The organism is Clostridiales bacterium FE2011, assembly GCA_017569305.1.
Lineage (GTDB): Bacteria > Bacillota > Clostridia > Christensenellales > Aristaeellaceae > Aristaeella.
Genome location: CP069418.1, coordinates 1,506,990 through 1,524,622, shown reverse-complemented (window position 1 = coordinate 1,524,622; position 17,633 = coordinate 1,506,990). Strand labels below are relative to the sequence as shown.

The 17,633-nt window shown below is 52.4% G+C and carries 23 protein-coding genes; 22 read left to right on the top strand and 1 reads right to left on the bottom strand.

The genetic code is table 11. From position 1 onward, the window contains the following. Nucleotides 1–53: 53 nt before the first annotated feature. From JRC49_07130 to JRC49_07055, 16 genes are all read left to right on the top strand, one after another. Nucleotides 54–674, top strand: coding sequence for a GNAT family N-acetyltransferase (locus JRC49_07130; protein QTE72568.1), 621 nt, complete (start codon nucleotides 54–56; stop codon nucleotides 672–674). Continuing rightward, nucleotides 613–2,412, top strand: a complete 1,800-nt coding sequence (locus JRC49_07125) for a hypothetical protein (protein QTE72567.1) — start codon at nucleotides 613–615, stop codon at nucleotides 2,410–2,412. The genes JRC49_07130 and JRC49_07125 overlap by 62 nt, the downstream gene beginning before the upstream one ends. Before the next feature lie 208 nt (nucleotides 2,413–2,620). Beyond that, the gene (locus JRC49_07120) at nucleotides 2,621–3,112 is read left to right on the top strand and encodes a helix-turn-helix transcriptional regulator (protein ID QTE72566.1); all 492 of its coding nucleotides are present in this window, start codon (nucleotides 2,621–2,623) and stop codon (nucleotides 3,110–3,112) included. Between the two features lie 3 nt (nucleotides 3,113–3,115). Further along, the gene (locus JRC49_07115) at nucleotides 3,116–3,358 is read left to right on the top strand and encodes a hypothetical protein (protein QTE72565.1); all 243 of its coding nucleotides are present in this window, start codon (nucleotides 3,116–3,118) and stop codon (nucleotides 3,356–3,358) included. Nucleotides 3,359–3,501: 143 nt separating this feature from the next. Next, the gene (locus tag JRC49_07110) at nucleotides 3,502–4,062 is read left to right on the top strand and encodes a Type 1 glutamine amidotransferase-like domain-containing protein (GenBank protein QTE72564.1); all 561 of its coding nucleotides are present in this window, start codon (nucleotides 3,502–3,504) and stop codon (nucleotides 4,060–4,062) included. A gap of 21 nt (nucleotides 4,063–4,083) precedes the next feature. Next, the gene (locus JRC49_07105) at nucleotides 4,084–4,440 is read left to right on the top strand and encodes a VOC family protein (protein ID QTE72563.1); all 357 of its coding nucleotides are present in this window, start codon (nucleotides 4,084–4,086) and stop codon (nucleotides 4,438–4,440) included. Between the two features lie 167 nt (nucleotides 4,441–4,607). Then, the gene (locus JRC49_07100; protein ID QTE72562.1) at nucleotides 4,608–5,594 is read left to right on the top strand and encodes an effector binding domain-containing protein; all 987 of its coding nucleotides are present in this window, start codon (nucleotides 4,608–4,610) and stop codon (nucleotides 5,592–5,594) included. A gap of 214 nt (nucleotides 5,595–5,808) precedes the next feature. Further along, the gene (locus tag JRC49_07095; protein QTE72561.1) at nucleotides 5,809–6,327 is read left to right on the top strand and encodes an NUDIX domain-containing protein; all 519 of its coding nucleotides are present in this window, start codon (nucleotides 5,809–5,811) and stop codon (nucleotides 6,325–6,327) included. A gap of 32 nt (nucleotides 6,328–6,359) precedes the next feature. Continuing rightward, nucleotides 6,360–7,058 carry a metallophosphoesterase family protein gene (locus JRC49_07090; protein ID QTE72560.1) on the top strand — a complete coding sequence of 233 codons (699 nt, stop codon included), beginning with the start codon at nucleotides 6,360–6,362 and terminating at the stop codon, nucleotides 7,056–7,058. 32 nt (nucleotides 7,059–7,090) lie between these two features. After that, on the top strand, nucleotides 7,091–7,522 hold the full coding sequence (locus tag JRC49_07085) for an NUDIX domain-containing protein (GenBank protein ID QTE72559.1): 432 nt from the start codon (nucleotides 7,091–7,093) through the stop codon (nucleotides 7,520–7,522). 141 nt (nucleotides 7,523–7,663) lie between these two features. Continuing rightward, nucleotides 7,664–8,101, top strand: coding sequence for a GNAT family N-acetyltransferase (locus tag JRC49_07080; GenBank protein ID QTE72558.1), 438 nt, complete (start codon nucleotides 7,664–7,666; stop codon nucleotides 8,099–8,101). A gap of 18 nt (nucleotides 8,102–8,119) precedes the next feature. Further along, the gene (locus JRC49_07075) at nucleotides 8,120–8,428 is read left to right on the top strand and encodes an MGMT family protein (GenBank protein ID QTE72557.1); all 309 of its coding nucleotides are present in this window, start codon (nucleotides 8,120–8,122) and stop codon (nucleotides 8,426–8,428) included. Between the two features lie 29 nt (nucleotides 8,429–8,457). After that, entirely contained in the window at nucleotides 8,458–9,402 is a 945-nt protein-coding gene (locus tag JRC49_07070) for an aldo/keto reductase (GenBank protein QTE72556.1), read from the top strand. Between the two features lie 24 nt (nucleotides 9,403–9,426). Continuing rightward, nucleotides 9,427–9,834: a DUF3795 domain-containing protein gene (locus JRC49_07065; protein QTE72555.1), complete on the top strand. Its 408-nt coding sequence runs from the start codon at nucleotides 9,427–9,429 to the stop codon at nucleotides 9,832–9,834. 46 nt (nucleotides 9,835–9,880) lie between these two features. Further along, nucleotides 9,881–10,759, top strand: a complete 879-nt coding sequence (locus JRC49_07060; GenBank protein QTE72554.1) for a radical SAM protein — start codon at nucleotides 9,881–9,883, stop codon at nucleotides 10,757–10,759. A gap of 98 nt (nucleotides 10,760–10,857) precedes the next feature. Then, nucleotides 10,858–11,406, top strand: coding sequence for a DUF2441 domain-containing protein (locus JRC49_07055; GenBank protein QTE72553.1), 549 nt, complete (start codon nucleotides 10,858–10,860; stop codon nucleotides 11,404–11,406). A 60-nt stretch (nucleotides 11,407–11,466) separates the two neighbouring features. Here JRC49_07055 and JRC49_07050 read toward each other — a convergent pair whose 3' ends face one another. Continuing rightward, nucleotides 11,467–12,066: a GNAT family N-acetyltransferase gene (locus tag JRC49_07050; protein ID QTE72552.1), complete on the bottom strand. Its 600-nt coding sequence runs from the start codon at nucleotides 12,064–12,066 to the stop codon at nucleotides 11,467–11,469. A gap of 249 nt (nucleotides 12,067–12,315) precedes the next feature. On the opposite strand from JRC49_07050, the gene JRC49_07045 reads away from it, so the two are divergent. The 6 genes from JRC49_07045 to speB all read left to right on the top strand — a co-directional run bounded on the left by JRC49_07045 (nucleotide 12,316) and on the right by speB (nucleotide 17,627). Further along, nucleotides 12,316–12,900 carry a hypothetical protein gene (locus JRC49_07045; protein QTE72828.1) on the top strand — a complete coding sequence of 195 codons (585 nt, stop codon included), beginning with the start codon at nucleotides 12,316–12,318 and terminating at the stop codon, nucleotides 12,898–12,900. Continuing rightward, nucleotides 12,900–13,286: a hypothetical protein gene (locus tag JRC49_07040; protein ID QTE72551.1), complete on the top strand. Its 387-nt coding sequence runs from the start codon at nucleotides 12,900–12,902 to the stop codon at nucleotides 13,284–13,286. Before JRC49_07045 ends, JRC49_07040 begins: the two co-directional genes overlap by 1 nt. A gap of 20 nt (nucleotides 13,287–13,306) precedes the next feature. Continuing rightward, nucleotides 13,307–13,942, top strand: a complete 636-nt coding sequence (locus JRC49_07035; protein ID QTE72550.1) for a class I SAM-dependent methyltransferase — start codon at nucleotides 13,307–13,309, stop codon at nucleotides 13,940–13,942. A gap of 510 nt (nucleotides 13,943–14,452) precedes the next feature. Next, nucleotides 14,453–15,979 (top strand): aminotransferase class I/II-fold pyridoxal phosphate-dependent enzyme, encoded by a 1,527-nt coding sequence (locus JRC49_07030; protein QTE72549.1) that lies wholly within the window; start codon nucleotides 14,453–14,455, stop codon nucleotides 15,977–15,979. Further along, a complete protein-coding gene (speE, locus tag JRC49_07025) occupies nucleotides 15,922–16,776 on the top strand; it encodes a polyamine aminopropyltransferase (protein ID QTE72548.1) in 855 nt (284 codons plus the stop codon). The genes JRC49_07030 and speE overlap by 58 nt, the downstream gene beginning before the upstream one ends. Next, on the top strand, nucleotides 16,773–17,627 hold the full coding sequence (gene speB, locus JRC49_07020; protein QTE72547.1) for an agmatinase: 855 nt from the start codon (nucleotides 16,773–16,775) through the stop codon (nucleotides 17,625–17,627). The genes speE and speB overlap by 4 nt, the downstream gene beginning before the upstream one ends. The last annotated feature ends 6 nt before the right edge of the window (nucleotides 17,628–17,633 follow it).

The window sequence follows — 17,633 nt, the reverse complement described above, 5'->3', positions numbered from 1 at the left end:
GTAACTACTGGTTTCAGATAACAGATCCATGAAAACCGCCGGAGGCAACGAAAATGTTAATTGAAACAAAAAGGCTGACTGTTCGTACGTTCCGGGAGGAAGACGCAGACGCGCTGTACAGAATCAAAACCGATCCGCAGGTGACGGAGTTCTGTCCGGATTTTCTGGATGTTTGTGCTGACCGAACAGATATGCAAAGATATATCCGCACCTTTCAGCAGATTGAGGACACCGGCGATGCCGATGCGTGGCGATGCTATGCCATTGAAAGCAAGGATACCGGCGAGGTGGTAGGTGCTCTTACTTTCTGCAAACAGAATATGCTCCATGAATATGACCTGGGCTGGATGATGATCGGTGCGTATACCGGGAAAGGATATGCATCCGAAGCAGCAGAGGCGTTTGCAGAGTTTTTCTGCCGGACGAACGGGGTTGATTATCTGACTGCGGTCATGGACGTGGACAATCCGGCTTCCCGGAAAACGGCAGAAAAGTGCGGATTCCGGCTCTTTGAAAAAAGAACGGTTTACGATTATCACTATAACCGATATGCAGATGATTATTTCTATTTCCGCAGATATTGGTCCGGTTGTACGCTGAAAGACCGGTATTATGGGGATTCTCCATATAACGGACGTTCAACATCAGACAGAAAGGAAGAGCCGTATAGCTGATCAAAAAGACAATGAAGTATCACCCGTTCCCCCAAATCGCTTTTTTATTGTTTTTGGGGAATGGGTGATATTCAACAAAGGAGATGTTCTTATTTCTGCTTATCAAAGAATGATTTGGTTTCACAATAGAGTTGTGGAGAATGCATATCCGAATGCCGGAACTCTGGCAGCTCAATTTGAGATTTCTAACAGGCAGGCACAGCGAGATATTGAATATATGAGGGATTCCATGAACGCACCGCTTCTGTACTGTGCGCGGAAACGAGGATATCGGTATGAGAAAGAGTATGTGCTGCCGAGTTTCTTTCTGTCGGAAAGTGAGAAGGAGACAGTACGGTTGCTGGCAAAGCAGAGCAAGGAATTAAGTTCCTTTGGATACGGAAAGTATGAGGGACAGGCTGAGATTTTGTCCAAGATATCTGCAGAGTCGGGGAATGGTGAGGATAAAAGCGGTATGACAAGAGAACCGTACTTTGCGGAAATTGAGATGCTGGGCGGAAGAGCATCGGCAGCACCGTTGGATTATTTTCTTTGTGGGAAGGCGGAAGGACACACCTATACCTATGCGTTTTTTGATCCGGATGTTTTTGTCAGCGTTTTGATTGCCGGCGGTTTGGATTTTCGCATTATAAAACCAAATTGGTTAAGAGAGTACATGAAAGAAAGACTTTCCGGAATTTTAAATTGCTATGACATCATATGTCATACCTCCTGTGGGATAATAGGGTCAGAAAGAAAAAGGAGGCGACCAGCTATGGCAAAAAAGAAGCTGGACATTGAGGTATTTTCAGCGTGGAACACTTATGCGATCAGTATGATGAGTGTACTGGAGCACTGTGGAATGTGGAATAAGGAGTACACTTTTCAGAGGTTCTTAAGTGTAACGGGAATTGCATCGCAGTTTTGTGTGGATGAAAACTGCAGTGCGCTGCCGATTACGGATTATGACTGGATGGAGGAACACGCTTGTTTTACGGAGCGAATCGGTGTGCGGACGAAGAAGTATTATGCCGCACCGGATGCAGAGGAGTATTCAGTAAAGCAGAAGGAAGCAATTGAGGCAATCAAAAAAGGGATCGAGGATGGCAAAGCCTGCGTGGTATGGGGCATCGATACAGGTGAGTTTGGCGTGATTTACGGTTACGACGATGAGGACAAGGTGTTCTTTTCGAAAGGAATCGGGAGTCGGAATGTGAATGCCAGCATGCCGGTTTTATACAATAATCTGGGGAAAACCTTTGAATGGGCCCCGGTGTTGTATTGCGAAATTCCGGAAGCCGCACAAGAGGCAGATTGGAATCAAGCTTATGTGGAAGCGCTTCGTCTGTATGTACAGGGGATGAAAGCAATTTGTGAGAATGGACGATCATACGGTTTGGCAGTGTATGATACAATCGTGAAAGCAATACGGGAGGACAGATTGGATTCCTTTGGTTTTAAGTATTGCATCGGAATTTTTTATGAAAGAAAGGACGCATTACTATTGTATCTGGAGGAGCAACAAAAGGTACAGACGAATGAATTGTTGGAGAAGCTGACAGAGTCGTTCCGGACGACTGTTGAGTTATACCGCAGGTTAATGTTTGAGATACTCGATGGAGGAACCGAAGGATGGAATTCCCTGTTTGAACCGGTGGATAAGACATGTTATCCGGAGATTGTTAGTGTGCTGGAAAAGTTAAAAGCAAGTGAGGAACGGAATGTGGAGCTTGCAAAGTGTGTGGCGGACGGGAGATAGAACAAAAAGTATGTATATATGCCCGGCAGCACATTTCCAACCAATAGTTGTATAATATCCAACCTTTTGGAGAGCATTTCAACTTTCAATCGCTTCAAAACACTCTCCCGTCATCGTATCATCTGATTGCAGACAGAGAGCGGAACGTGTCAAACAAATGACACGGCACGTAACAGATGGTATACTTCAGAAAAGGGAGGAAACGATTATGAAGGAGACATTCGGACAGCGGCTCAGCCGGTTAAGGAAGCAGAGCGGCCTCACCCAGGAGGAACTCGCGGAAAAGTTCGGCATCTCCGGACAGGCTGTATCCAAGTGGGAGAACGACGCATCCATGCCGGATATTTCCATTCTCCCGGATCTCTCGGACGTGCTCAGGGTAAGCCTGAACGAGCTGCTGGGCAAAGAAGAAAACAAAGCCAGGATTGTCCCTGTCGGGGAACGCAAGGACACCAATGACCTGATCCTTAAGGTGCGCGCCAATCTGGCGGATGGAGACAAGGTGACGGTCAATCTTCCGATGGGACTTGTCAAGGCCGGAATGATGATGAACATGAAGATGCCCCAGATCAGCGGGAGTGAAGCACTGCAGAAGGTGGACTTCGAGGAGATCATCCGGCTGGTGGATCAGGGTATGGTAGGGGAACTCGTTACTGTGGAGAGTCCAGACGGCGACAACGTGCGCGTGTTCGTGGAGTAAGCCATGTGGATTAAAATCAAAACGCAGGACGGCCCAAACCTTTCATTTCCGGTGCCGCTTTCCCTCGCAGGCAGCAAACTGCTGCTCAGCCTTGCGGCGAAAAACGGTGATCCGCAGGCTGCTGAATATGCTCCTTATGCCGCGGACATTGTGCGCGAGCTGCGTGAGTACGTCCGCAGAAATGGTCACTTCATGCTTGTGGACGTGGAGCGTCAAAACGGGGATATCGTAAAGATTAAGGTATAAACAGAGAAACATATGTTCAGGCCCGGCAGATCCGAAACTGCCGGGCTTGTTTTGAACCCCAAAAGTTTTTTGTTCCCCTTGAGTATCGGGATGTCTCATGATACTGTAAGTTTCAGAGAACAAATCGGGGGAGGAACAGAATAATGCGGGTAATGCTGACATCCTGCGGCCTGGAGACGAAGAAGATCGAAGAAGCGTTCCTGAAATTCCTGGGTAAAGCGCCGGAACAGGCCAATGCGCTTTTTATTCCCACAGCCGCCATTGACGCGGATGCCATTGAAGTGCTGCCGAAGTGCATGGAAGACCTGCTGAAAGCCGGCATCCCGAAGAAGAACGTCCGGGTTTTTGACCTGCATCAGAATATGCCTGTTGAGGAACTGAAAACCTTTGACGTAGTGTATCTGTGCGGCGGCCGGACTTCATACCTGCTTGGCAGGATCAATGACACGGGTTTTCATGAAACGCTGATGGCCTATATCCGGGATAACGGCTTTGTAATCGGCGTCAGCGCCGGAAGCCTGATCTTTGCCAACAACCTTCCGGATAACCTGGGGCTGGTGGATACGAAGATGGACGTTCATTGTGAACAGGGAGATCTGCCGGGACGGGTATCTTTCCCACTGAAAGAAAACACAAAGCTTTCGAACACGGCGGCAATGCTGATCAGGAGCATTCCGGATGACGTTGAAATCATAGATGACTGATTACGACGGAGAATATATAAAATGACGATCGGTGAAGTATGCTTACTGACAAACGACGTACCCAAGCTGGCGGCGTTTTACAAGCAGCTGCTCGGCGTGGAAAACAACAGCAATGACGAAACCCATCAGTTCATCATTGCTGAAGAAATCATGCTGACGATCTATAATGACGGAACGGTCAAAAACAACCAGAACCAGAATATATGCCTGGCATTTACGGTGGATGATATTGACAGGGAATATGAAAAGGTCAAAGCGCTGGGCGCAAAGGTGATTGAACCGCCGACAAAACGTCCATGGGGTGCGGTCAATATGAGCATTTACGATCCGGACAACAATATGATTTACTTCAGGAGTTTTCCGGGCAAAGAAGAATAATCTGATCGGTTGTATCCTTCTATATATTTATATTTTTTCCAAAGAAAAAGCATTGACTCGTACACGGTGTCGCAGTTTATCCTCATTTCCGAAGGGACGGAGATGAGCGCTGCCGGTGGCAGAAAAGCAAGTCAAAAGCCCGATGAACAAGAGGAGGAGTGGATCCCGTGACGGACATGCTGACTGTTTCTGAAGTATCCAGAACATACGGCGTATCAGCAAGAATGCTGCGCCATTATGAAAAACTGGGGCTGATCGGCAGTAACCGGAAAGAAGGTTATGCCTACCGCGTATATCGTCCGGAAGATATACAGCGCCTGCGCCAGATCCTGGTTCTGAGGAAGCTGCGCCTTTCCCTGAAAGAGATCGGCGCAATCCTGAACGATCCCGGCCCGGCCACAGCCATCAGCGTATTTGAAAAGAACCTGGCGGAGATGAACGAAGAGCTCAGGTCACTGGGCGCAGTCCGCGATGTGATCGGGGAATTCTGCAATGCGCTGAAACAACGCAGCGCGCTGCCCGCCGGAGAGATGATCCTGCAGGACAGCAGGCTGCTTGCCCTTGCGGATGAACTTTCTCCCTCCTCAACACTGATACAGGAAGAGAGGAAGAGTATCATGGACAACCTGAAACAAGCCGACCAGGGCGGCAGAATGAAGGACATTCGCATTGTACACCTGCCGGAGAGCGACGTTGCCGCAGCACACGCGTTAGACGATGAACCGGAAGACCGGGCGGGCAAAATGATTGCTGAGTTTGCCCGCAAAACAAAACTGTGGGAAAAGCATCCCGGACTGCGGCTGTACGGCTTCAACCATCCGATCCCGATGGACGACACCGGGTACCACGGATACGAGTTCTGGATTACGATCCCGGAAGGAATGGAAGTGCCGGCTCCGCTGGTGAAGAAGCACTTTGCCGGAGGCACTTATGCCGCGCATATGATCCAGATGGGGAACTTTGAAGAATGGGGTCCTTTCTACGAGACGGTTGAAAAAAGTGATGAATACGAATATGCCGGAAGCGGAAATCCCGACGACATGTTCGGTAACCTGGAAGAGCACCTGAATTATCACGATCACATCATGGAAACAACAGACGGAGAACCTGAAACCCAACAGCTTGACCTGCTGATCCCCGTCAGGCGAAAATAAGGTTATAGTGGATTGGAACCCGGAAGCATTGAGTATCAATTGCTTTCGGGTTTTCTTTTTGATTCGGGGTGTGCGGCGGGCTGGGTTGTCATGTAAATCCTTTTTGTTCCCCTTTTATTCTCCGGGAGAGCATGATAAGATGACACCATGGATCCCATTTCTGAAGACGCGAAGAATGTGAAGTGTCGACCAATATTTGAAACGGAGACAGATTATGGATAAATGGGTGGAAACAAAGCAGCTTCAGGTACACTTTGTATCGGCTGCGGGTCTGGTATATAAAGACGGGAAGGTGCTGCTGATCAGATCCGCGAGAAGGGGCTGGGAGTTTCCCGGCGGCGTTGTTGAACAGGGCGAAGCAATCCTGGACGGCCTGAAACGGGAAATCTGCGAAGAAAGCGGGATCATCGCTGAACCGCGGTGCCTGGCCGGTGTCTATCAGAGGCTGACCATGAAAGAGGGATACGGACCGCTGGAAGGGATAATGATCCCGCCAAACGTGAGCATATTATTTATATGCGACTATGTGAGCGGAGAACTTCACACCTCCGATGAGAGCCTGGAAGCCGGATGGTTTACACCGGAGGAGGCAAAAGAGATGGTGACGCTGCCTCACTTTAAAACGGCGCTCACAACGATGCTGGAGTATAACGGAAAAGTACGGTTCAGCGCGCTGGAAAATGCTGAAGATGGGGGCATGAAGACGGTCAGGGACCAGTATGTCGGACTGTGACCGGATTTGAAAGAAACCGAGGTGAAAGACAGATGAAAATTGTGCTTTTGGCGGATCTCCACGGCAACATGGTTGCCACGGAGGCCATGGAACGGGAGCTGGAGCGGATCGAACCGGATGATATCTGGTTCCTGGGAGACGCGGTGGGCAAAGGGCCGGAAAGCGACAAAACCTGTGACTGGGTCAGGACCCACTGCAAACACTGGATTGCCGGGAACTGGGACCGGTCCATGAGCATGTATCCGGATTACAATGCCTTTTATATCAAACAGATCGGGCAGGAACGCATAGCCTGGCTGGATTCGCTGCCCCTGGAAGATGAGCTGGAAATCAGCGGGTTCCGTTTCCGCCTGGTGCACGGGCGTTTCCTGGACCCGCTGTACCTGAGTTTTGATCCGGATGAAAAGCTTCGGGAAGGCTTCCGCTTTCATGACGGCAGGCCGGAGGCGAACGGCATGATCTGCGCGGACAGCCACAGGCCTTTTATCCGGCCACTGGAAGGGGGATACGCGCTGAATACCGGCAGCGTCGGCAACAACCTGAGCCTGACCAGGGCTCACGCGCTGCTGCTGGAGGGAGAAGCCGGGCCTGATCCAGCACCCCTGCATATCACGACCCTGTCTGTTCCTTATGACAAACAGAAAGCTGCCGAGCGGGCGGATCTCTATCCGGACCTGCCCAATAAGGAGGCCTATCAGAAGGAAGTGCTGACGGGTCAGTATTCCCGGTAATGAACCATAAAAAGATGCTGAGGTACGAGTGAGTGGAAGTCAGGTTCTATGATTCGGTGGATGATGCGCTGCTGAAGTTTGCGGTGGTTATAGCCAAAGCTGAGGGGAAATGGGTGTTCTGCAAACACAAAGAAAGGGACACCTATGAAATACCCGGCGGACACAGGGAACCCGGGGAAGCCATTGACGATACGGCGGTCAGGGAACTGCAGGAGGAAACCGGAGCCAGGGAGTTTACCATAAAGCCTGTATTCGCCTACTCCGTGACCGGGAAAAACCGGGTGAATGATACCGGCGAGGAAATGTACGGCATGCTGTATTCTGCCGATATCACCGGATTTGATCAGGAACTGCACAGCGAAATGGAAAAAGTCTGCCTGTTTGACGAGCTCCCGGAAGCACTGACCTATCCTGAGATCCAGCCTAAACTTGTTCAGGAGGCTGGACGGAGAGGATACCTGTGAGGAAGGTATTCATACCGACGGGAGGATCCGGGAGGCGTTTTTCCATACAGCGGGTATGTTCCCTGTCTGCAAAGGAAAAAGTATAATCATTTTCAGTGTTCATGGTAGGATACTGTCCATGGACGGGGTGAGGTGTATTCCATGAGAGAGCTGGACTATCAGGAGACAGACAGGCTGGCGGAATGCCTGAAAGAGCTTGCGGAGCATCACAACGAGGTTTCCAATGGCTTTAAAGGCTGCTATCCGAAAAGGCCTTTTGCGGAAACCCTGGAAGCTTTCCGGGAAGACGTTCAGAGCGGGAAATCCAGGATCGCGGTTGTGGAAGAGAATGACAGGGTACTGGGCTTCTGCAAAACAGATGTTTGCGGTACGGAGGGGAAGATCGATTACCTGATCGTGCTGAAGGAAGCCCGGGGCAGCGGATACGGCAATGACCTGATGGACTGGGCTGTGGATACGCTGAAGCAAAGCGGCGTCAACAGAATTGAGGTCCGGGTGGTGGACGGAAACGACGCGATCCGGTTCTATGAAAAATACGGGTTCCGGATTAATGCGCAGATCCTGAGAATGAACGTGTAAAGTGCCGGAGAACGAAAGATGGGTAAAACGCTGAACACGGATCTGATCTATGAGGTGCTTTCTGTCGTGGAAGAAATTCCGGAAGGCTGTGTGGCAACCTACGGCCAGATTGCCAGGCTAACCGGCAGGGACAGGAACGCGAGACTGGTCGGAAAAATCCTGAGCATGTCGGAATACTATGGAAGCTATCCCTGCCACAGGGTGGTGAACCATGCCGGAAGAACCGCGCCTGCGTTCCGTACGCAAAGGGAACGGCTGGAGGCAGAAGGGGTCGGATTCAAGGAGAACGGCTGTGTGGACCTGGGAAAATACCAGTGGGACTGCTGATTTATCGGGAATGAGGAGAATAAACACAGATGATCAAGGGATACTCCGGGAGCGGTTTATCACGGCTGATTCTTGGTACACACCTGGGAGACTTTTCAGATGAGGTTTCCGGTCAGTATCAGGAAGCAATCGCATATGCATTGCAAAATGGTATCGCATCCATAGACGGTGCGATCAATTACAGGGGAATGCGCTCGGAAAAAGATGAAGGCGCAGCTATCCGGAAACTGATCAGTGAAGGGGCTCTTCAGCGGGAAGATTTTTGTATTACCTCCAAAGCAGGACTGCTCTTTGGCGATATCACGGAGAGAACAAACCCGCAGACGTATCTGGAAAAACACCTGAAACCCCGCGGGATTACCGGAGAGGATTTCTGTGAATATGACGGGCTTCTTCAGACGCTGAATCCTGCTTTCTTTGAGGTTACGCTGGAGAAGAGCCTTCAGAACCTGGGGCTGGAAACGATAGACATCCATTATATCCATATTCCGGAGATTACCCGGGCCGGGATCGGCGCCGAGGCGTTTTATGACCGGATGGAAGACCTGTTCCGCTGGTATGAAAGCAAAGTGACAGAAGGGAAAATCCGGTATTTCGGGCTTGCTCTCGAGTTTATGGGAAAGGAACCCGAAGAGGAGAAATGGCATTTTGAACTGGAAGAACTGAAGCGAAGGGCATTGAAGGCGGGAAACGGCGGCACTCACCTGAAATACGTGATCTATGAATACAACATCGGGTGCCCGTATCCTGTGACAACTGTCAGCCAGACGGTGGACGGACAGGCGGTAACGCTGGCGGAAGCGTGCCGCAGGCTGGGCTTTGAAACGGTTGCCAGTATGCCCTTTGCCATGGGAGAGGCACTCAAAGAGTATTCAGTCCGGGAATTGCTGGAGTTTGCACTGGGCGGTGCTGATCACGTGATTGTCGGAAGCAAAAGCACGGAGCATATCCGGGAGCTGCTGGCGTATGTATAAGGAAGATGTCAGGAGGAAATAACAATGAAAAGGGAACTTGGAATCGCACGCTGCGGACTGGCATGCTGCCTGTGTTCTGAGAACGTGGAATGTAAAGGCTGCAAGCAGGATGGATTCAAGGATCTTTGCTGGTGCAAGGACGCGGATTTCTGTGAAACCCGTAAATGTGTGCTCCGGAAAGGCCTGATGGGCTGCTATGAATGTGAGCCGGCAGGGTGCCGGATCGGCCTGTATGCAGATAAAATCAAACCGCGCGCTTTTGCAGAATATGCGCGCAGATACGGCGTGGAGGAGCTCCTGGACTGCCTGGAGCGGAACGAGCAGGCCGGGATTGTCTATCACCGGGAAGGAATCATGGGAGACTACGATGAGTTTGAGGACCTGGAAAAGCTGATTGATTTCATCAGGACCGGAGAACGCAGGGAATCATGAAGCCAGGCACTGACGGCAGGCAGCACGGAAGGATGGACGGAGAAAGATGCATTTTGTGGACGCAAAAGGAATCCTGACCGGCGGGAAAGGGCACTACGGGATGAACATCTACCGCGGATGTTCCCACGGCTGTATCTACTGCGACAGCCGGAGCAAATGCTATCAGTTTACCCATGCGTTTGAAGACATTGAGGTCAAACAGAACGCGCCGGAACTGCTGGAGCAGGCGCTGAAATCCAAACGACAGAAGGCGATGATCGGGACCGGATCCATGTCGGATCCCTATATGCACTGCGAAGAGCAGCTCGGCCTGACCCGGAAATGCCTGGAGATCATCAGCAAATACGGCTTCGGGGCTGCGGTACAGACCAAGTCTGACCGGATCCTGCGGGATATCGACCTGCTGGAGGAAATCAACCGGAAAGCCAAATGCGTGGTGCAGATGACCCTGACCACGTATGACGAAAAGCTGTGCGGAATCCTGGAACCGAATGTCTGCAATACCCAGCGGCGGATTGAAGTGCTGGAAGCCATGCGGGAACGAGGCATTCCCACGGTGGTCTGGATGACGCCGATCCTGCCGTTTATCAACGATACAGAGGAAAACATCCGGGCGATCCTGGAGGCCTGTGGCCGGGTGAAAGTGAAAGGGATCATCTGCTTCGATATGGGGCTGACGCTCCGCGAGGGAGACCGGGAATACTATTACGCGGCACTGGACAGGCATTTCCCCGGACTGAAGGAAAAGTACATCAGGACATACGGGAATGCCTACGAGGTATCCAGCCCGAACCGGGAACCGCTGATGCGCCTGTTCCGGATGTTCTGCCGGGAACACGGGATGATGTACAAACCGGATGAGTGCTTCAACTATATGGGCACGCTGCCTGACAGGTTTGAACAGATGACGTTCCTGGATCTGTAAAAAACATATAAGGAGAAACACTATGATGAGACTTCTCTTGCGCTGAACATCCTGAAGGATTTATACAAAATAAGAGTAAAACCTGAAAGGATAAACGCATGTATTATTATCACGTGATATCAGATATCCCCAAACATAAAGGGGAACATATCCTGCTGGATGAAAACCACCCCAACGGCGTTCACCAGCGGGTTTATGCACAGATGGAAACCGTGAAGGATATCTACAAGAACCCGGAAGCCTACCGGGGAAAAGAACTGACCCATGTGGTGGACGTAGCCCTGCGGGAACTGGCACTGGAAAAAGTCCGGAAAGAAAAATACCCCCACTATCCGTCCCGGATGGCCTCGCTGTATGTATCCCGGACCTATGAGGAAGCGGAACAGTGGGGAGACTATTTTGCAAAGATCGGCCGTCCGACCTACGGAATCGCGAAAATCAAGGTGAACGGAAACACGTTTACCGGCGACGCCTACAAATGCTTTGACGGTTCAATTGACGAAGAGGAAAACATCCGGCAGGCGGAAATTTACTGGCAGAACGGCCCGAACGAGGACGGGAGTCAACCCATTGTGGAGATCCTTGCGGACGGGGATATTGAAGTGGTGGAGATCATGAAGGAGATCAATGCCAATATTCCCGAATAAGGAACAGATGCCTGCAAAAACACACCCCGCCGGTTCAGGCGGGGTGTGTCTGTTCCTGATTTACTCGTCTGATTTCAGTTTGGCGTAGATCACCCGGTCATAAATGCCCTGGTTGTTTCGCCCGGCCTGGCGGAGGAGACCCTCCCGGCGCATGCCGACTTTTTCCAGGACTTTGCCGGAATTGGGATTGCTCACGTCATAACCGGCTTCAATCCGGTTGAAGCCTACCTGGTTAAACAGAAAGTCCATGACCTTTTGCAGGGCTTCCGCTGTAATCCCTTTTCCCCACCAGTTTTTGCCGATGGAGTAGGAGAGTTCCACCGCACGGGTATTTTTCCGGATGTTTGTGGCGGCGAGGGTGCCGATTACTTCTCCGCTTTCCTTCATCACGATGGCCCAGCAGTATCTTTCCGGGTCTTCATACCGCTGAATGAAGTCCATCATCAGCGCTTCAGTATCGGCAACGCTTTTGTCGTTTTCCCAGGTGAGGAAGCGGTTGACTTCTGGATCTGAAGTGACGTTTTTATAGAAATCCGGTGCGTCAGACAGCTGAAAACGCCGCAGGATCAGCCTTTCGGTTTCCAGCAGTACGGTTCCGCAATGGTTCATGACAGAACACCTCCCGGATTTAAGGAGATACTGATTAATTCCCCTGCCCATCTGCCAGCGCCTTTTTTGTCGGTATCTATGCACAGATTTCTCGATTTAGCGCCACTAAACCTTTGAAATCTGCGCTTGATCCCAACAAAAAATCCATCTGGCATCTGACAGACTCATTTAATCAGTCTCTCCTTAATTGTAAACTGATGCCAGGGGAAGTATAACACAGAACCTGATAAAGCAGAAGCAGGATCCTTTTCAAAAACGGCCTGTCCGGAGTATGATGGATCCATGCTGCAGAAAGAAGGAATGCCGGTGTATTATCACGCGTCACAGGTTCAGGGAATCACCACGCTGGAGCCCAGGATATCCAATCACGGTATCCCGCTGGTTTATTTTTCCCGGAAAAGGGAAAACGTGCTGGTTTACCTGAGCAATGCCATAGAGAAATACTGCCGGGAAACCGGCTTTGCCTACGACGGCGTATGGCAGAAGTGGGGACCGTACGGATTCGGACCGGACGGCCGGCTGTGCCTGGAGGAGTATTATCCGGATGCCATTGAACGCACTTATAAAGGGGTTTCCGGCTATATCTATCAGGCGGAGGAGATTGCCGATTCCGGATTTGAGGTGCAGATTCCCGACGCGGCTACCAGCAGCCTGCCGGTGAAGGTAACGGGCGTGGAATATGTACCGGACGCCTATGAAGCGATCCTCCTGGCAGAACGGGAAGGGCTGATCATTCTCCGGCGATATGCGGACTTGACCGACAAAAAGAAAGAATGGATCGCCGGGACGATTCGGGAGGAATATACTTCCGCGGCTGATCATCCTGAATACCGGCATTTTTTGCGGGGCTGTTTTCCGGAAATCCTGAAGGAGGAGAAAGCCTGATGAATAAAGCTGAAATGATCACAAAACTGAAAGCCTTCCCGTATGATCCGGCGGAATACTGGGTGATTACCGGCGGGGCGATGGTGCTCTATGGCATCCGGGAGGAATCCTCCGATATTGACCTGGGATGCACGGCCCAAATGGCTGATCGGCTGGAGCAGGAGGGATACCTGTACAAGGTCACGGACGACGGGAACCGGTGGTTTAAGCTGGGTGAGGATATTGAGGTGTTCGAAAACTGGCTGTTTGGCACGGTGGATCACGTGGACGGTATTCCTGTCATCTCGGTGCAGGGCCTGATCGAAATGAAAAGAGACCTGGGACGGGAAAAGGACTTCAGGGATATTGCCCTGATCAATGACTTCCTGGCCCGCAAGGCGAAATAACCATAAAAGAGGACAAACGAATGAAAAATCCCTGGGAAGAGATCAGCCTGGATGACTATGAAAACCATATGGGCCTGGATTCGGTAAGACAGCTTCAGGCGATGAATGCCCTGATGAAGGAACAGTTTGAAGCCTATCCGGTTCATACAGCCATGGTGCTCGGCGTAGCCGGAGGTAACGGCATCGAGCACGTCTGGCCGGAGAAGTACCGGGCAGTTTACTGCGTGGATATCAATGAAGAATACCTGAACGCGGTACGGGAACGGTATGCCGGAAAGCCAGCGGTGCAGTGCCTGCGGGCGGACCTGACGGAGAAGGCAGACAGGCTTCCTGATGCGGAGCTGGTGATTGCCAACCTGCTGATCGAATACATTGGATATCCGGCTTTCATAAGCGTGATCCGGAAGGTTAATCCTGAATATGTATCCTGTGTGATTCAGATCAATACGGACGAGAAGAACTGGGTTTCCGACTCTCCCTATCTCCACGTATTTGACGGACTGGACCGGGTGCATCACCAGATGGAAGAAAGCGCCCTGACCGCGGCCATGAAAGAGGCCGGTTATACAGGGATCCTGCGGGCGGAAGAGGCACTGCCGAACGGCAAGGCGCTGGTCCGGCTGGATTACCGAAGGACAGGAAAGGGAAAATTGTAAAAAACGCTGGAAGAAGACTGTATTTTTTTACATTTTCCCTTGACGGAAAAAAAGAAAATGATAATATAGTGCCAGTGCTTTCCTGAGAGAGGCAGGAAAGAAGGAATATTAAGACAAGGTGATCCTGTCATCAGCGTCTTAAGCAATTTACGGGACCACTCCGATAAGGAGTCGAGGCCATACGGACAGCCGGGTCCACTGCCGATGAGCGGTTTCCGCTCTATTGATTGAGTTAAAAGCTCAGTTTTATAAGTTGGTTACTTTATAACCGAAATGCGTAATCTGCGCAAACTTGTGAAATGGTCAATAAGAGTAGTAAAAGTAAGTATTGCTATATAGACTCTGTATGCCGAGCACCACTGATATTCCGTTCCGAACCTCTATGCCGTGCCCTGGGCGGCGGGATCTGATTCCCGTATGCCGCAGCAGACGGTAACCGGGACCTGACTGCATGTGGATAATAACGCAAGTTGTGTGATTACAGCTTGCGTTTTTTGTTTGAGGTGGAGTATGGGAAAGTACTTGTACGACCAGTCCAGGGCGCCGATCTATGAGGCGCTGGAGCGCTTCCGCGAAATGCGGGTGGTGCCCTTTGACGTGCCGGGACACAAGCATGGCAAAGGGAATCCGGAACTGACAGCCTTCCTCGGGGAAAAATGCGTGGGTGTGGACGTGAACAGCATGAAACCGCTGGATAACCTGTGCCACCCCGTATCGGTAATCCGGGAGGCGGAAATCCTGGCGGCGGACGCCTTCGGCGCGGCCAATGCCTTCCTGATGGTGGGCGGAACCACCAGCTCCGTGCAGAGCATGGTGCTGTCCACCTGCAAGCGGGGAGACAAGATCATCCTGCCCAGGAATGTGCACAGGAGCGTCATCAACGCGCTGGTGCTGTGCGGCGCTGTGCCGGTGTACGTTAATCCGGACGTGGACCGGAAGCTGGGCATCTCCCTGGGCATGAGTGTGGATCAGGTACGGAAAGCCATCCGGGAGAACCCGGACGCGGTGGCCGTGCTGGTAAACAACCCCACTTATTACGGCGTGTGCAGCGACCTGCGCACCATCGTGAAGCTGGCCCATGAAGCTGGGATGATGTGCCTGGCAGACGAGGCCCACGGCACCCACTTCTACTTCGGCGACGGCATGCCGGTGACTGCCATGGAGGCGGGCGCGGACATGGCCGCGGTCTCCATGCACAAGAGCGGCGGCAGCCTGACCCAGTCCAGCCTGCTGCTGACCGGGGAACGGGTGAATGCCGGCCATGTGCGCCAGATCATAAACCTGACCCAGACCACCTCCGGCAGCTATCTGCTGATGTCCAGCCTGGATATCAGCCGCCGGAACCTGGCCCAGCGCGGCAAGACCGTGTTCCGGAAGGTAACGGAAATGGCGGAATACGCCCGGGAGGAAATCAACGCGGTGGGCGGCTACTACGCCTACGGCCGGGAACTGATCAACGGCGATTCCATTTTCGATTTTGACCCCACCAAGCTGAGCGTGCATACAAGGGACATCGGCCTGGCGGGTATTGAAGTATATGACATTCTGCGGGATGAATATGATATCCAGATTGAGTTCGGGGATATCGGCAACATCCTGGCCTACCTGTCCATCGGCGACCGGATGCAGGAACTGGAGCGGCTGGTGAGCGCCCTGGCGGAGATCAAACGGCGCTACATGAAGGACCCCTACGGCCTGCTGAGCCAGGAGTACATCGCTCCGGAAGTGGTGTACAGCCCCCAGGAAGCCTTCTATGCCAACAAGAAGAGCGTGCCGCTGGCTGAAAGCGAGGGCTACATCTGCAGCGAGTTCGTGATGTGTTATCCTCCGGGAATCCCGATCCTGGCCCCCGGTGAACGGATTACCCGGGAGATCCTGGACTATATCGTCTATGCCAAGACGAAGGGCTGCTCCCTGACAGGACCGGAAGACCCGATGATTGAGAACATCAACATTATCAGGGAGGAGGAGAAGATCTCATGGAACTCTGGTTCAGTGAATGCCATGCCCCGGATGTTAAGCACAGCCTGCGTGTAAACCGGCACCTGTACTCCGGAAAGAGCGAATACCAGCAGATTGATATCTTTGACACCCCTGAATTCGGCCGGGTGCTGGCCCTGGACGGAAACGTGATGCTGACGGAGCGGGACGAGTTCATCTACGACGAAATGATCACGCATATCCCCATGTCTGTCCACAAGAACGTGAAGGATATCCTGGTGATCGGCGCGGGAGACGGCGGTGTGGTGAAGGAACTGACCCGCTATGACACCGTGGAACGCATCGACCTGGTGGAAATGGACGGCCAGGTGATTGAAGCCTGCCGGACCTACCTGCCGGAAAATGCCTGCAAGCTGGATGACAGCCGGGTGCATATTTACTTTGACAACGCGCTGCGGTTTATCCGGCGGTGCACGGATGAATATGACCTGATCATCGTGGACTCCAACGACCCCTTCGGTCCCTCCGAAGGCTACTTCACAAGGGAGTTTTACGGCATCTGCTACAACGCCCTGCACGAGGACGGTATTATGGTCAACCAGCAGGGAAGCCCCTTCTACAAGCATGACGCGGAAGCCATGCAGCGGAGCCACAAAAGGATCGTGAACACCTTCCCGATCAGCCGGGTATACCAGGCGCACATCCCGACCTACGCGGCGGGCTACTGGCTGTTCGGTTTTGCGAGCAAGAAATACCATCCCATTGATGATTTTGACGAAGAACACTGGAAGAGCCTGCACCTGAGCACGAAGTACTACACGACCAAGCTGCACATCGGCTCCTTCTATCTGCCGGCTTACCTGGAGAAAATGCTTGAGGAGGTGGAGGCATGAACAGGAATATTGAAACTTTTATCGGATGCGACGGGGATTATGACTACGCGCAGATCGTGCTGTTCGGCGCGCCGTTTGATTCCACCACCAGCTTCCGGCCGGGCGCGAGATTCGGTTCTTCCGCCATCCGCCATGAAAGCTTCGGGCTGGAGACCTACAGCCCTTACCAGGACAAGGACCTGAACGATATCAAGGTGTTTGACTGCGGGGACCTGGAGCTCTGTTTCGGTTCCGCGGAGGCGGCGCTGAAGGATATCGGGGAAAAGGCCGGGGAGATCCTGTTTGACGGCAAGACGCCCTTCCTGATCGGCGGCGAGCACCTGGTGACGCTGGGCGCGGTACGGGCTGTGGCCGAAAGGTATCCGAACCTGCACATCATCCACTTTGACGCCCACGCGGACCTGCGGGACGACTACCTGGGGGCACAGCTGAGCCATGCCTGCGTGATGCGGCGGTGCCACGAGCTGACAGGTGACGGCAGGATCCACCAGTTCTGCATCCGCAGCGGCGACAAGGCGGAATTCACCTTTGCCAAAGCGCATACGGACATGCATAAGTTCGGCTTTGAAGGACTGAAGGAGCTGACGGAGAAGCTGGCGGAGGAGCATACCCCGGTTTACCTGACCGTTGACCTGGACTGCCTGGATCCTGCCCTTTTCTGCGGAACGGGCACACCGGAAGCCGGCGGCGTGAGCTTCACGGAGCTGCTGAACGCCATCCTGACAGTGAGCAAAACCAACATCGTAGGCGCGGACGTGAATGAACTGGCTCCCATGCTGGACGCCAGCGGCGCGTCCACGGCGGCGGCCTGCAAGATTGTGCGGGAAATGCTGCTGGCCATTTACAAATAAGAAAGA

Excerpts from the sequence above, each read along its gene's own strand:
- JRC49_07130 (QTE72568.1), top strand. The coding sequence starts at position 54 with ATGTTAATTGAAACAAAAAGGCTGACTGTTCGTACGTTCCGGGAGGAA.
- JRC49_07125 (QTE72567.1), top strand. The coding sequence starts at position 613 with ATGGGGATTCTCCATATAACGGACGTTCAACATCAGACAGAAAGGAAG.
- JRC49_07120 (QTE72566.1), top strand. The coding sequence starts at position 2,621 with ATGAAGGAGACATTCGGACAGCGGCTCAGCCGGTTAAGGAAGCAGAGC.
- JRC49_07115 (QTE72565.1), top strand. The coding sequence starts at position 3,116 with ATGTGGATTAAAATCAAAACGCAGGACGGCCCAAACCTTTCATTTCCG.
- JRC49_07110 (QTE72564.1), top strand. The coding sequence starts at position 3,502 with ATGCGGGTAATGCTGACATCCTGCGGCCTGGAGACGAAGAAGATCGAA.
- JRC49_07105 (QTE72563.1), top strand. The coding sequence starts at position 4,084 with ATGACGATCGGTGAAGTATGCTTACTGACAAACGACGTACCCAAGCTG.
- JRC49_07095 (QTE72561.1), top strand. The coding sequence starts at position 5,809 with ATGGATAAATGGGTGGAAACAAAGCAGCTTCAGGTACACTTTGTATCG.
- JRC49_07090 (QTE72560.1), top strand. The coding sequence starts at position 6,360 with ATGAAAATTGTGCTTTTGGCGGATCTCCACGGCAACATGGTTGCCACG.
- JRC49_07080 (QTE72558.1), top strand. The coding sequence starts at position 7,664 with ATGAGAGAGCTGGACTATCAGGAGACAGACAGGCTGGCGGAATGCCTG.
- JRC49_07075 (QTE72557.1), top strand. The coding sequence starts at position 8,120 with ATGGGTAAAACGCTGAACACGGATCTGATCTATGAGGTGCTTTCTGTC.
- JRC49_07070 (QTE72556.1), top strand. The coding sequence starts at position 8,458 with ATGATCAAGGGATACTCCGGGAGCGGTTTATCACGGCTGATTCTTGGT.
- JRC49_07065 (QTE72555.1), top strand. The coding sequence starts at position 9,427 with ATGAAAAGGGAACTTGGAATCGCACGCTGCGGACTGGCATGCTGCCTG.
- JRC49_07060 (QTE72554.1), top strand. The coding sequence starts at position 9,881 with ATGCATTTTGTGGACGCAAAAGGAATCCTGACCGGCGGGAAAGGGCAC.
- JRC49_07055 (QTE72553.1), top strand. The coding sequence starts at position 10,858 with ATGTATTATTATCACGTGATATCAGATATCCCCAAACATAAAGGGGAA.
- JRC49_07050 (QTE72552.1), bottom strand. The coding sequence starts at position 12,066 with ATGGGCAGGGGAATTAATCAGTATCTCCTTAAATCCGGGAGGTGTTCT.
- JRC49_07045 (QTE72828.1), top strand. The coding sequence starts at position 12,316 with ATGCCGGTGTATTATCACGCGTCACAGGTTCAGGGAATCACCACGCTG.
- JRC49_07040 (QTE72551.1), top strand. The coding sequence starts at position 12,900 with ATGAATAAAGCTGAAATGATCACAAAACTGAAAGCCTTCCCGTATGAT.
- JRC49_07035 (QTE72550.1), top strand. The coding sequence starts at position 13,307 with ATGAAAAATCCCTGGGAAGAGATCAGCCTGGATGACTATGAAAACCAT.
- JRC49_07030 (QTE72549.1), top strand. The coding sequence starts at position 14,453 with ATGGGAAAGTACTTGTACGACCAGTCCAGGGCGCCGATCTATGAGGCG.
- speE (QTE72548.1), top strand. The coding sequence starts at position 15,922 with ATGGAACTCTGGTTCAGTGAATGCCATGCCCCGGATGTTAAGCACAGC.
- speB (QTE72547.1), top strand. The coding sequence starts at position 16,773 with ATGAACAGGAATATTGAAACTTTTATCGGATGCGACGGGGATTATGAC.